The sequence below is a fragment of the Anabaenopsis sp. FSS-46 genome (assembly GCF_029891665.1).
Classification (GTDB): Bacteria; Cyanobacteriota; Cyanobacteriia; order Cyanobacteriales; family Nostocaceae; genus Anabaenopsis; species Anabaenopsis arnoldii.
Genome location: NZ_JANQDG010000016.1, coordinates 27,880 through 40,917, shown reverse-complemented (window position 1 = coordinate 40,917; position 13,038 = coordinate 27,880). Strand labels below are relative to the sequence as shown.

The window sequence follows — 13,038 nt, the reverse complement described above, 5'->3', positions numbered from 1 at the left end:
TATTTACCAAGACTGAATATAGCTTAATGGCAATACCTTTCACAGACCGAGAAATGGAAAGAGCTTAAACGTATCTACTCATCCCCCTAGAAGAGAACGCAGCTACTGCCGAAAAGCTCGCCGCGCTGCACTAGCACCCTCTATCTCGCTCAACTTCAAAAATTGCAAAATGCCCTCAATCACAGGCAAATCTCCAAATGTGGGGCTATTTTGTACCTGCACATACTCACCTTCACGTAACAGAAAAATCTGCAATTGACTATCCGCATAACACCAAAGTTCAGGAACACCCAACGCCACATAAGCTGAAAGTTGAGTCTTTGAGGTTACGTCTATTTCGATCGCTAAATCTGGAGGCGGATCAACTAATAAATTCAGTCGATTTTTACCGATCATTCGTGCTGCATTTTGAATATAAAAACAATCATCTGGTTCTAAACCTACGGCCATTTCTTGACGCTTAAATGTAGTTGAACCATAAGGTTCCCAGTCTATTTCTAATTCATCAAGCAAAATTTTCACAAATTCGCCAATTATTATCTTAGCTTTTTCATGTTCTGGCAACGGCATCCGAATTTCTAACACTCCCTGATAGTAAGCAACTCGCGCACCGCGATGTTCTCCTAATTCCTCTAAAATTGCTTCAAATTCTGCCCAACTAATCTCGCGTAATATCAAACATTGTCCTGGTTGAACATCAATTTGGCGCAGTTGTAGTGTAACCACCGTTGTTCCTCCGTATGATTTGCGGTTTAGGGTCTAGTCTACTCTCTCTGAAATCCTGAAATCTGCACTCTTAACTAAAACCCAATCCATAATTAATATTTTGACGTTGAATCGATTCGTGAACAACAAGAATTTGGGTTTCCGAGATAGAATAATGTAATATCTGACACATTTAAACATCAATTATCACTTGTCGCTCACCTCACCATCAGCAAAATGAATGTGGGGATCGCTTGCTGTATTGTTCACAATTTGTTACAAAAGTATAAAGAACTTCTAGAGACCCAAAACTTCATGTTAGGCGGACTTACTGGTTTAAAAGATTCTCAAGGTACAGATTGGGGAGAGCGAATGCTAAACACAGTCGCCAGCCAAACGATTCGCCACTTGTTTACCCAAAGCGAGTCAGTAGAAGTCTTTGTACGCTGCTATCCCTCCAGCAAACTGTTGCAAGGCAGCATTGACAGCTTTAAAATGAGCGGTCGAGGGTTGGTGATTCGCAAAGATTTCTTGGTAGAGGAAATGTCCTTTGAAACGGATGCTGTTGCCATTGACTTCGGCGCGGTTATGAGTGGTAAGCTCAAGCTCAAGCAGCCTACTCAAGCGATCGCTCACGTAGTATTATCAGAAGCTGGCATTAACCAAGCCTTCAATGCCAAACTAGTAACACAGCATCTGGTGAACCTTACCATACCCTCCTTGACGGCAATATCTGGCGGTGAACCGGTAACATTCACTAATATTCAAGTAGAACTGTTGGCAGAAAATCGTCTGCGAATGATGGCTAAGGCAGATTTAAATAATGGGGAACTCATACCCCTATGTATGACCATGGCTGTCGCGGTGGAAAGACGGCGACGGATTTCTTTTAAAGACCCTAAAATTGAACTGGACACAGTACCTGTAGCACAACGAGAAGTGTCCCAAGTATTGGGGATAGCATTCGCAGAAATTTTAGATAATATGGTTGACTTAGATCGCTTTGACCTTGATGGTGTAAAAATGCGGCTGAATCGTTTAGAAACTGAAGGTAAAAAGTTAATCTTTAGTGGATATGCAGAAATAGAACGTATACCTCGTAATCCTTAGTTACACCACCGTTAATTAGATCCCGGACTTCTTTCATGAATTCCCAACCCTTGAGTATCCATACAGAAGTCCGGGATCTCTATCTTCCCACGCCTATATATTGGAAACCAGCCCTCACCATAGTGTCAGGGTCAAGGAAGTTACGACCATCTATAATTACCGCATGGTTCATTAATTGCGCCATTTTAGCATAATCTAGACTGCCGAACTGTTGCCATTCAGTCACCAATACTAAAGCGTCGCAGCCATCAGCTAACCTTTCGGCGTCGGTTTCTACTAGTACACCGGTTAAACCATCACGTATACCTGTTTGGGAAACAATGGGGTCATAGGCTTTGACTTTTGCGCCCAGTCGGTTGAGGTGCTCAATGAGGTTGAGTGCTGGAGCGTCGCGCATATCATCTGTATCTGGCTTGAAGGTCAAACCCAAAAGTCCCACAGTTTTACCTTTGAGGATTTTTAAGGCTTGTTGGAGTTTTTCTAAAGCGATTAAGCGTTGGCGTTCATTTACACTAACAGCAGCTTTCATAATTTGGGCTTCGTAGCCATAATCATCAGCAGTGTGAATCAGTGCGGCCACATCTTTGGGGAAGCAGGAACCACCCCAACCAATACCAGCGTTTAAAAACTTGTAACCAATCCGGGAGTCCAGACCTATGCCTTTTGCTACTTTGGTAACATCAGCACCGACGCGATCGCAGATATTAGCCACTTCGTTAATAAAACTGATTTTGGTAGCTAAAAAGGCGTTAGCAGCGTATTTGATCATTTCTGCCGAACTCAGGTCTGTGGTCAGCACCGGCACAGGAGGTAAAGATTTATCCGCAGCGTACTGACGTTCGACAATGGGAATATATAATTCTTGCATTAAAGCGATCGCTCTTTGACTATTACCCCCCAAGACAATGCGATCGGGATTAAAAGTATCATATACTGCCGAACCTTCACGTAAGAACTCTGGATTGCTGACAACATCAAACTCAGGTAATTTCTCCTGGACAGCCAACCCACCGTTGGGTATAAGTGTTTTTTGACGTTCTGCAATACCATCTAAAACAATCATCCGCACCCAGTCACCAGAACCAATGGGTACTGTAGACTTATTGACAATTACCTTATAACCACTGTTGAGATTCGCGCCAATGCTATGAGCGACAGCTTCCACATAACGGGTATCACTTTCACCAGTAGGTAAGGGTGGTGTTCCCACTGCAATAAACAGAATCTCACCATGGGCTACTCCGGCGGCAATATCTGTAGTAAAGTGAATTTTCTCCTCTCGAATAGCAGACTGCATAATTTCCGAGAGTCCCGGTTCAAAAATGGGGGACTGTCCCGATTTCATTAACTTAACTTTTTCTTCATTATTATCGACACAAATTACATCATGGCCGATACGGGCCAAGCAAGCGCCCGTCACCAAACCAACGTAACCAGTACCAATTACGCAAACACGCATTGAGTTTAACTCCTCGTTTTTTGGGGTTAGCCTTGAAAAAAATCGTTAAAATATTACATTAATGTCGGAAGCACCGATAATGCAAAATAACGAATAGGAACATATTTAGCCTACAGGCTAATTAAGCACAACAGTAAATACCGCAAAAAGCTGATATTTAAGTACCGTATTTTATCCGCTCGCAGAAATCTGACACTGTCAGCTTTAACCCCTCTTGCAGCGGGACAGTAGGTGACCAATCTAACAAGGTTTTCGCTTTAGTAATATCAGGCTGGCGACGACGCGGATCATCAGATGGTAAAGGCTCGTAGTGAATTTCCACATCTGGGTTGACCATATTTTGTATAGTTTGCGCCAATTCTAGAATCGTGTATTCCCCAGGGTTACCCAAATTCACCGGACCAACATAGTCACTATTCATTAAGCGGATAAATCCCTCCACCAAGTCGGAAACATAGCAGAAACTCCGAGTTTGGGAACCATCACCATACACAGTTAAAGGAATACCCCGTAAGGCTTGAACAATAAAATTACTGACTACTCGACCATCGTTTTCTAACATTCTCGGACCATAAGTATTGAAAATCCGCACCACGCGAATATCGACTTTATTTTGTCTGTAGTAATCAAATGTTAAAGTTTCAGCAATGCGTTTGCCTTCGTCGTAACATGAACGAATGCCGATGGGATTAACATTACCCCAATACTCTTCTGTTTGGGGATGAACTTCGGGGTCACCATACACTTCGCTGGTTGAGGCTAAAAAGAATCTGGCCTTAACACGTTTAGCTAGTCCCAACATATTTAATGTCCCCATCACATTAGTTTTTACAGTTTTTACCGGGTTGTACTGGTAATGTACTGGAGAAGCTGGACAGGCTAGATGATATATTTGATCGACTTCTAAGCGAATTGGCTCTGTGATATCATGACGAATCACCTCAAAATATGGATTATTCATCCATTTGAGGATATTACTTTTACGACCTGTGTAAAAGTTATCCAAACAAATAACCTCATGGCCTGCTGACATTAATCTGTCAATCAGATGAGAACCAATAAATCCAGCGCCGCCCGTAACCAAAATTCTCATATTTTTACAGAAAGTTTACAAATATTTGTAGTTACCCTGGAACTGAGGATGAAATCATCCGGTTTCCGTGCGCAAATAAATATCGAACCAACAAATGTAACTTTAAAGAAACATTTTTATACAAGAACAGTATAAACTGAATTTTGTCAATTTTCAACTTTACTGCTGAATAATTCATAGTATAAAGATAGCAAACAGCCCCATCAGATGGTCTGATTGGTCTGATAATTCATCAAATCTTCAATGATCAAATATCACTCTCTTGCCGCCTTCAATGAACGGTTGAGGACACAATCAAAACATCTGCTCATATCAAGTGATTTACCGGAAAAATATAGAGACACCGTTTTTCTATAGGACAGAGGTCGACCGGGAAATCTGGGGCTGTAACACTCCCCCTTGACTCTGTTGTGGTGTTCCCAGCATGACAATAGAGCAGGTAAGTTCTCCAGCTAACTGGCTGGTGACATCACTAACAGCTAACCCTCCGGGACTTGTACGATTTCGTATAAAAGGTAATACTACTAAATCATATAATCGTGCTGCCTGTAAAATGGCTTGGGCAGCATTTTCATGAACGATAATTTGAATTTCTGGGGGAATAGGTACATCTAGTTGAGATATTAATGAGGCCAGGTGCGATCGCCGGTTGGCGATTTTCTCTGATAGCGATAGCGTGGCGTTAGCCATACTGCTGCGGTTATGAGTCCGCCATAACAGACCGCAATTAAAAGCTGGACGAGTGCATACATTCAGTACGGTAACGATGGCGTTCTGATTAGCCTCAGCCAACATCTGGGCAAATTGTACAGGTGGCAATGATGATGCTGTTAAATCTTCTAAGGGTACTAAGATGCGTTGAATTTTCTTTGGCGAGTCCACCAGACGGGTCACTACTACCGGACAATGACATGACCACAGGACATTATCAATTACATTGCCAAATAAACGCGCTCTCAACCCAGTGCGGTTACCCCAACCCATGATGATTAAATTAGCTTTTTGTTCCCGAGCTGCTCTACTAATACCCGAAGCAAAAGCATCATCAATTCTCAGTAATGGTTCTGCTTTTACTCCCAAGAGTCGACTTTGTGCTCTAGCTTTTGCTAATAACCGCTCACTGCGGCGCAGAGCAGTTTCTAAATGCGGTGCATCCATATTACCGGTAGCAGTAGCAATGGCCAATGGTACAATTTTACCTTCAGCTTGATTTGCTAATAATCCTGCCATTTCAATTAAATACTGCTGAGTATGAGGATTACACACAGGTACAACTATGGTCATACAACTGTGTTTTGCTTCTGTTTTCTCTTTAGATAGAGTTGCGGTTGATGTAGCAACGGGGGTAGAGACTAAGGCTACAGTTGTCTGACTGGTCATCCATGGACCTAAGATCGAGGTAACGATCATTAAAACAAGGACACTGTTTAATACTGCTTCTGAGAGCAACCCAGCCCGATATCCCACTAAAGTGGCTGCTAAAGTTATCCCCATCTGAGGTATTGACAATGACCACATAGTCAATATTTCCCCCCAGTTGTAGCCGTAAAGCAGTTTTGTGAATAAAGCTGCTATGAATTTGCTGCTGATTAAACTGACTACAATCACAAGTGTTAATTCCAGGGTGGTAATACTGGTAATTAAGGCAGTTAAATCAATAATTGAGCCAAAATTAATCAAGAAAATGGGAATAAATAAGACACTACCAATAAATATCACCTTTTCTTTAACTGGCCCCTCACCCAAGGCTGCATTCACCGCCAAACCTGCTAAAAAGGCTCCGACAATTGTTTCCACTCCTATCAATTGAGCACCCAGCGCAGCCAGAAATACACTGAGTAACACAAATAAAAACTGATTACCCTCGTCGTCTCTAAATTGGCGGAAAAATTCTTTACCCAGAATGCTTAAACCAACTACAATGAGGATGGTGTAAATACTCAACCAGATCAACAAGCGCATTAGTGACGCCCAGCTGAATAACTCCGGGTCAGGGGTCGCTATACAAACAGCTAATACCAGTACAGCGCTGAGGTTGGTAAAAGTGGCTGCTCCCACGGTGATACTGACAGCTTCATTATTTATCATCCCCAGACGAGTGATCATGGGATATGCCACAAGGGTATAGGAACCTAATAAGGAGCCGATTAAAATCGAGGTGTTCCATTGAAAATCAAAAATCTGTCCTACCAAGATTCCCATGAGTAGGGGAAAACTAAAGGTAAGGATACCAAACCCTAATGAGCGTTGTTTCTGGCGTTGGAAATGCTTCAGTTCCAGTTCTAAACCAGCTACAAACATCAAGTAAAGTAAGGCAATGTCTGATAAGGGCTTCATAACCCCTGATTCTGTGTGCAAGAGATTCCACCCTGATGGACCGAGTACTAACCCAGATAAGACTAAGCCGATAAATCCTGGTAGTCTCAATCGCTCAAAGAGGATGGGTATAACTAAGATGACCACCAGCAAAACAGCAAAGGTCACAATTGCTTCCTCGCCGATAACCTGAGTAGTTGGTATGGCTACGCCACGCAAGCTATCGGTGAGCAGAACTTGTGATATTAGTTCCATGGATTTAGACTTTAAGGGGTTACGCCGAATTTGTGATTACCTACCAGGCAATCAACTCAAAATGATTAATTAACGTAAAATCCACCCTGGCGAAAAATTCAAAAAACTAAAAGATTATGGTTCGTCCCTATTGGGACACCAGTTATTTCCCTACTTTAATATTACAACTGAAGTGGGTGTTTAATAAAGAAGCTCCCACCGGATTAATTGGCGATTCCTCATACATACCATTCCCTATTCAACCTTGCGGTTAATATTAGTCAGGTATGCAATCCTCATTTTGCCCGTTCCCTATCCCCACCCTACGAGTACTTTAAGGGTGGGGACTTCCACGTAATGTTAACTCCAATGATATCTTTGATACTCCCGACGGCTAGAAGCCGGGGGATTCTTGAAGAGTCCACAAATGAACTTTCAATGGTGATCAAAGACACCCTACTGATTCGGCTTAGGTCTAAACCTAGCTTGATCGCTACTTTTCTTAGAATATTAGCTGCAACCTTCGCAACAAGTCAAGCTATATAATATTCTCAGTCGCTACCGACTCATCCCCATGTCTAAACCCACTGGCTCACGTCTCGTTTTTTGGTCAACCTGCCTTTACTTGGATTTAGGATTTTACTACTTAGCTTTTTATATGTGCGCTTTAACGCTGATACTCACTGGATCACATCTTGACCTTTGGTTACATACTTTGGTTTTTTCAAGTCGTTTTAGGTAATCTAAGGATGGATTTGACTTAAAATAAACCTTAAGCGATCATAATCGTCTTTTAACAAAATACTGAGAGTACGCCCAGCTTTGATCAGCCACTGTCGGTCAGCTTGGCGTAATTGGTAAACATGGCGGATGGCTGCTGCTGTTAATGACTCTACTGGGGCGCTAGTTAGAGAAAGCAATGTCCGTAAAAAATCTAGTTCTTCGGTGAATTTGATGATGGTTTCTGATTCACACAGATAAACAGCTTGATGAATTTGCGGGGGACGGGGTGGTAAATACTGATATAGGCCTTGGTTTAGCCCTAGAGTCCGCGACGAATGCTTAAACCCTACAATAACCGCCCGAAATTCAGTTTTCAACATGGCAAAAATTTGGGGCTGTTCCTCGCGTAAGTCCTGCAAAGACAACCCCAAGGCCACAGCGCGATGTACTGAATCTATGGGAGTCGTGGTAGCAAGATACACCACAGCATAAATCTGATGGCCTGACTCTTCATCCACGGCACAAACCCAACTACCAAAAGGCGGCATGGCGGGAACACTTAAGTCTTCCGCTTCCAAGCACTGGGCAAGAAATTCAGTAGAACTAGTTTCTATCACCTCCGCAATATGCCGGGGCTGGCGATCGCCTGTGGTAAACTGTGGTAGTGGTAGACGCATCATCTTAGTTCAGTTAAACCTTTCTGCCGGCATTGAGTTCTACGGGTTCCAATTCTGATAAGCGAAAGGTAATTAATTTATCCCAGTTACCACCTTCAAACAGCACAGCTACCTTGCCGTCACTGACACGTTGTACAAGTCCTTCGTAGCGATAATAGGTGTCTGCGGGATTTTTAACCCTAACTATTGATCCAGGCAGAATCATCATGTTTACCCTCGCTGGTTTACTGTTTTTGACAATACATTAACGGGAGATTCCTATTCAACTTAGTGAGAGCGTCACCTTTCCCACTAGTTTGCAAAACCCTCAGTGAAACTTCTCCAGGGGTGGTAACCCCAAAGACTGCCATTTATCGTAGCCGATAGCGTGGCGTTAGCCATAAACCACTCACCAGGCCTTACTTGGCACAATTACCTGTCTAGGCTACCTGATTTTAACATATTCTCAGTGGTTTAGGTGGCGTAGCCATGCTTTCAGGGACAATAATTATATATAACAATACTTGATTAATTTTAATAATGACAATGACCGGAACTACACAGCAGCCATCTATGGCTAACGCCACCCCATCGCCATCAGTCACCTTAGAAAAACTTGTTTGGACTTGGCGAGGTCACAAAATTCAATACACCCTCATGGGTACAGGCCGCCCTTTGGTACTGGTTCACGGCTTTGGTGCTTCCATTGGACACTGGCGGAAAAATATCCCGGTTTTAGCTGACGCCGGCTATCGGGTTTTTGCTCTAGATCTTTTGGGTTTTGGTGGTTCTGATAAGGCGATAATCAACTACAGTGTAGAAGTCTGGGTAGAACTACTGAAAGATTTTTGGGAAGCACATATCCAAGAACCTGCTGTATTTATCGGTAACTCTATTGGTGCGCTTTTAAGCTTGATAGTGCTGGCAGAACATCCAGAAATTACGGCGGGTGGTGTTTTAATTAACTCTGCTGGTGGTTTGAGTCATCGTCCCCATGAGTTGAATCCACCTTTGCGCATAGTAATGGCAGCTTTTAATAAATTCGTGCGATCGCCGATCACAGGTAAATTTGTTTATAACCGCATTCGTCAAAAATCCCAAATTCGTCGCACCCTATACCAAGTTTACCGCCACCGGGAAGCTGTAACAGATGAATTAGTAGATATTCTTTATACTCCATCTTGTGACCCAGGGGCGCAGGAAGTTTTCGCCTCCATCCTCACAGCCCCACCTGGTCCTAGTCCAGAGGAACTATTGCCCAACATCCAACGTCCTTTATTAGTAATTTGGGGTGCTGATGATCCTTGGACACCAATTACCGGGGCGAAGATTTATGAACAAGCGCGTGAGAATGGCAAAGAGATCAAAATTATGCCCATTCCTAACGCCGGTCATTGTCCCCACGATGAAGTTCCAGACATTGTTAACGCCCACATTGTCGCTTGGTTGGCGCAAAATTAATAGTTGAGCTATACAGACGCCCAAAAGGCGTCTAGCCGGTGAATAGATGCACAAACTATCTTCTAGTGTGGGTAAGGTGACAAAACTGCGTCAACACCTCTTATTTTTTCTATGGCTTACGCAAGCAGTAGCTGTCGCCCCTTGAGCAAATCAGACGTAGATGGTGTGTGTAATGGAGCTTGATGTACACAATGCAGAAGCAATTCCCCTCACTCATAGTCCTGATTTTTCTCAGCTAGGCTATGAAGTGATCAGAGAACTAGGACGGAACCAGATAGAGGGGCGCATTACTTACCAGGCTCAGGTCTGTAAATCTCATCAACAGGTGGTAATTAAACAGTTCAATTTTGCCCATACGAATGCTGATTGGTCAGGTTTAAAAACTTACGAACGGGAAATAGAAATTCTGCAACAACTTGATCATCCTCGTATCCCCCGCTACATAGACTCTTGTGCCACCTCCGATCATTTTTATCTGGTACAGGAGTATAAAAATGCTCCATCTTTGGGGTTAAGACGCAGCTTTCAGCCGGAAGAAGTCAAACAAATAGCCCTATCGGTTTTAGAGATTTTAGTTTATTTGCAGACAAGACCCAACCCAATTATTCATCGGGATATCAAACCAGAAAACATTTTAGTTGATGAGGATCTCAACGCTTACCTAGTGGATTTTGACTTAGCTTGGTTACAGGAGGTGAAAATGCCTCTCACTAGCATTGCTTCTGGAACGCCTGGTTTCATGCCTCCAGAGGAGCAACTTGGTCATCCCCTCACCCAGGCTACAGACCTGTACAGTTTAGGGATAACATTGATTTGCTTACTCAGTGGTACTAGTTCTCTTGAGATTTGTCAATTGATAGACAAGCAGTATGGGTTTAATTGCCGGGAAATACTTCCCCAATTACATCCGCGTTTTCAATCGTGGTTAATGAAACTGGTGAAATTTCAGGGTAGATATCGCTATGCTAGTGCATCTCTGGCTTTAAAAGCACTGCAAGAAATTCCAGTTATTTGTGCTGATCATCACATCGACAGTTTTACCAGGTCAATCAAACTCAGACAAAAAACCGCTCTGCTATGCCTAGGGATCACAGGCATACTAGCAGTAGCGACAACAACCTTGATACTTTCCCACAAAAGTGAGGTAGCCCAGCAGCTGACTAACGACTAATGGCTAGTTCCAACAAACCAGGAGGGGGAGTAATTTCAATCCGACGGGATGATAAATCTACCACCGGGGCAATCTCTTTGACAAATGGGATCAAAACAGTCTTAAGTGATTTTTCTGAGGTTACAGGTTCATTTTCCTGATGCATCTCCACTTGTAATAAATCGTTACCGGCTGAAATTACATCTACCACCTCCCCCACAAGTTCCCCTGATTCTTGCATAAAAACCAACATCCCCAATAAATCGGTGACATGATATTCATCTTCACCTAATTGGGGTCGATCGCTTGCGGGTACTAGTAACATATAATCACGCAAAGCCTCTGCTTGGTTACGATTTTCCACACCCGCCAAACAAATCACACACAAATTTTTACCTTCTACATAACGTCCCGACAACAACTCCACTGGTTGTGGCTCGCTGTCGCCTGGATACCATAACCAACGTATTCCCGGAACCTCAAACCGTTCGGGAAAATCCGATTGGGGATAAACCCGCAACTCCCCAGACAAGCCTTGAGGTGCGACGATTTTACCAATTTCCAACCATTCATCAAGATTCGGGACTGAGGTAATTTGATTCTTGGCGGTTTTTGCGCCTTGGCTCTTGGTTTTCATAATTTATGCATTTACTACAGCAGGCTGATACACTTGTGCTGCCACTTGTGCCAAACGTTGCATAGCTATGGCGATTTCCTCATCACTACCCGTTAGACTAATACGTAAACATTGATGCTTGTGCTGCCATTGTTCCCGCAAACCAGGGAAAAAGCTACTACCAGGAACAACAATTACACCCACTTGCTTGAGTTCCTGGTAAAATTCCCAGTCAGTAATGGGTAGATCCTGCAGCCACAACCAAGCAAATATAGCACCTTCACCGCGATGGAGGAACCAAGGTAAATCTCGGGGCATTGCGGCATCTAGAGTATTTTCTAGCACAGAAAACTTCTTCTGGTAGAAGGGACGAATCACTGCTTCAGCTATTTGGGCTAAAGCACCAGAGTTAATAGCACTAGCGGCTATAGCTTGTCCATACCGTGAGGGATGAATACACAAATTTGTCTGAAAGCACTCTAAGGCTTGAATCATGCTTTCATCACCAATGGCGATACCTATACGTTCCCCCGGTAATCCCGCCTTGGATAAACTCATGCAATGTAGAATATTCCCACCGAATACGGGTGTCATTTCTGTGAAGTTCAAAGCCGGGAAAGGAGGCGCATAAGCTGAGTCAATTAACACGGGTATATCGTGAGGTGCTGCTAAAGCTGCAATTTTTTTCACTTCATCCTGAGTCAGAACATTACCCGTGGGGTTACAGGGACGAGAGAAGATCACGCAACCGGTACTTTCTGTAATTGACAGTTGGCTGAAATCTGGACGATATTTAAACCTGTGAGCCTCTACATCAATGTCTAAAGTGGGTTTATATGCGATTAAGGCTTCTGGCTCTAAACACACACCGCCATAGCCTGTATAGTCGGGACTGAGGGGGAGAACAATTTGCTTAATATCACCGTTACTTGTGTAACCGCCGAAGGCATTAGCAGCGTAGAAGTAGAGGCTTTGACTACCGGGTGTAATTAAAATATTGCGATCGCTTAAGTTTAAACCATATCGGTTGTTAAAGTCATGGGCGATCGCTTCAATTAACGGTGCATACCCTTGACTCGAACCGTAACGACAAACCACTTCCCCATATTCGGAACTAGCTAATAATTCAGCCGTGCAGTCTCGCCATAACTGTTCTACCTCTGGCAAAATCAACGGGTTACCAGCGCTCAAATTAATAAATTCTTGCCCCGCCCCGGCTTTCAAAGTTTCGATAATATCTTTCATAATTGCTCTAACGCCAGTTAGGTTAGACATTTGAGCGCCAATTTTTGTGAGGGCAGGATTCATAAGCTTTGTAAAAATATCGATGAGGTAGAAATGGACAAAATTATTAAGTTCTATGATGGCATCAGGTTTGCCACCTGTAACTAATGTAGCAATCTCAAGGGAAAAAGTAATTTGGAAATTTTTTGACATCTCCCCTACCCAACTTGGCTAGGCTAACACCTAGGTGTGTGGCTACTTTTGTTAAGGTATTCGCGGCACCGTTACAGT

General features: G+C 43.2%; 11 protein-coding genes. 3 read left to right on the top strand and 8 right to left on the bottom strand.

Annotation, left to right across the window (positions count from 1 at the left end):
* Window positions 1–102: 102 nt before the first annotated feature.
* Window positions 103–726, bottom strand: coding sequence for a Uma2 family endonuclease (locus NWP21_RS01890; RefSeq protein ID WP_280791392.1), 624 nt, complete (start codon window positions 724–726; stop codon window positions 103–105).
* 294 nt (window positions 727–1,020) lie between these two features.
* On the opposite strand from NWP21_RS01890, the gene NWP21_RS01885 reads away from it, so the two are divergent.
* On the top strand, window positions 1,021–1,815 hold the full coding sequence (locus tag NWP21_RS01885; protein WP_280791415.1) for a DUF2993 domain-containing protein: 795 nt from the start codon (window positions 1,021–1,023) through the stop codon (window positions 1,813–1,815).
* 79 nt (window positions 1,816–1,894) lie between these two features.
* Here the strand turns inward: NWP21_RS01885 and NWP21_RS01880 are convergent, their stop codons facing one another.
* From NWP21_RS01880 to NWP21_RS01860, 5 genes are all read right to left on the bottom strand, one after another.
* A complete protein-coding gene (locus NWP21_RS01880; RefSeq protein WP_280791391.1) occupies window positions 1,895–3,274 on the bottom strand; it encodes a UDP-glucose/GDP-mannose dehydrogenase family protein in 1,380 nt (459 codons plus the stop codon).
* A 157-nt stretch (window positions 3,275–3,431) separates the two neighbouring features.
* Window positions 3,432–4,367, bottom strand: a complete 936-nt coding sequence (locus NWP21_RS01875; protein ID WP_280791390.1) for a UDP-glucuronic acid decarboxylase family protein — start codon at window positions 4,365–4,367, stop codon at window positions 3,432–3,434.
* Between the two features lie 351 nt (window positions 4,368–4,718).
* The gene (locus NWP21_RS01870) at window positions 4,719–6,938 is read right to left on the bottom strand and encodes a cation:proton antiporter (RefSeq protein WP_280791389.1); all 2,220 of its coding nucleotides are present in this window, start codon (window positions 6,936–6,938) and stop codon (window positions 4,719–4,721) included.
* Window positions 6,939–7,660: 722 nt separating this feature from the next.
* The gene (locus tag NWP21_RS01865; protein ID WP_280791414.1) at window positions 7,661–8,317 is read right to left on the bottom strand and encodes an HAS-barrel domain-containing protein; all 657 of its coding nucleotides are present in this window, start codon (window positions 8,315–8,317) and stop codon (window positions 7,661–7,663) included.
* Between the two features lie 13 nt (window positions 8,318–8,330).
* Window positions 8,331–8,522: an NAD(P)H dehydrogenase subunit NdhS gene (locus NWP21_RS01860; protein ID WP_271733133.1), complete on the bottom strand. Its 192-nt coding sequence runs from the start codon at window positions 8,520–8,522 to the stop codon at window positions 8,331–8,333.
* A 320-nt stretch (window positions 8,523–8,842) separates the two neighbouring features.
* Here NWP21_RS01860 and NWP21_RS01855 point away from each other — a divergent pair, with 320 nt between their 5' ends.
* Window positions 8,843–9,757 carry an alpha/beta fold hydrolase gene (locus NWP21_RS01855; protein WP_271733130.1) on the top strand — a complete coding sequence of 305 codons (915 nt, stop codon included), beginning with the start codon at window positions 8,843–8,845 and terminating at the stop codon, window positions 9,755–9,757.
* 172 nt (window positions 9,758–9,929) lie between these two features.
* The gene (locus tag NWP21_RS01850; protein ID WP_280791388.1) at window positions 9,930–10,928 is read left to right on the top strand and encodes a serine/threonine-protein kinase; all 999 of its coding nucleotides are present in this window, start codon (window positions 9,930–9,932) and stop codon (window positions 10,926–10,928) included.
* On the opposite strand, the gene rimM is transcribed toward NWP21_RS01850, so the two are convergent.
* Together rimM and NWP21_RS01840 are read right to left on the bottom strand one after the other, a co-directional pair.
* Entirely contained in the window at window positions 10,918–11,544 is a 627-nt protein-coding gene (gene rimM / locus NWP21_RS01845; RefSeq protein ID WP_280791387.1) for a ribosome maturation factor RimM, read from the bottom strand. The genes NWP21_RS01850 and rimM overlap by 11 nt on opposite strands.
* Window positions 11,545–11,547: 3 nt before the next feature.
* Window positions 11,548–12,831, bottom strand: coding sequence for a valine--pyruvate transaminase (locus NWP21_RS01840; RefSeq protein WP_280791413.1), 1,284 nt, complete (start codon window positions 12,829–12,831; stop codon window positions 11,548–11,550).
* Between the last annotated feature and the right edge of the window lie 207 nt (window positions 12,832–13,038).